The organism is Leifsonia sp. SIMBA_070 (genome assembly GCF_046534635.1).
Classification (GTDB): domain Bacteria; phylum Actinomycetota; class Actinomycetes; order Actinomycetales; family Microbacteriaceae; genus Leifsonia.
In genome coordinates this window covers 1-258 of record NZ_JAWRYK010000521.1, presented here as the reverse complement: position 1 = coordinate 258, position 258 = coordinate 1, and the positions used below count along the sequence as shown (strand labels likewise).

Genomic DNA, 258 nt, shown 5'->3' with positions numbered 1-258 from the left:
CACGTCGGCATCGGTCATGACCGAGTAGGTGATCCCGGATCCGCTGAAGAGCGCGGCCATGCCGCCCGCGGATCCGATGGTCACCTGCACGGTGTCGACGCCGTCGATGCCCTGCAGCACCTCTTCGACCTGCTTCGCGGCCTCGTCCTGGGCGTCGAGCGATGCCGTCTCGCCGAGGTCCTGGGTGACGGTGAGCGAGTTCTGCCCCATATCGCCCAGGAAGCTGATCTTCATGAGCGGCGCGAGCGCGACGGTGCC

The 258-nt window shown here is 67.4% G+C and carries 1 protein-coding gene; it reads right to left on the bottom strand.

Annotated elements, in window-relative coordinates; translation table 11 throughout:
* On the bottom strand, positions 1 to 258 hold a 258-nt coding region (locus SB754_RS21285), incomplete at both ends, for a hypothetical protein (protein ID WP_410784326.1).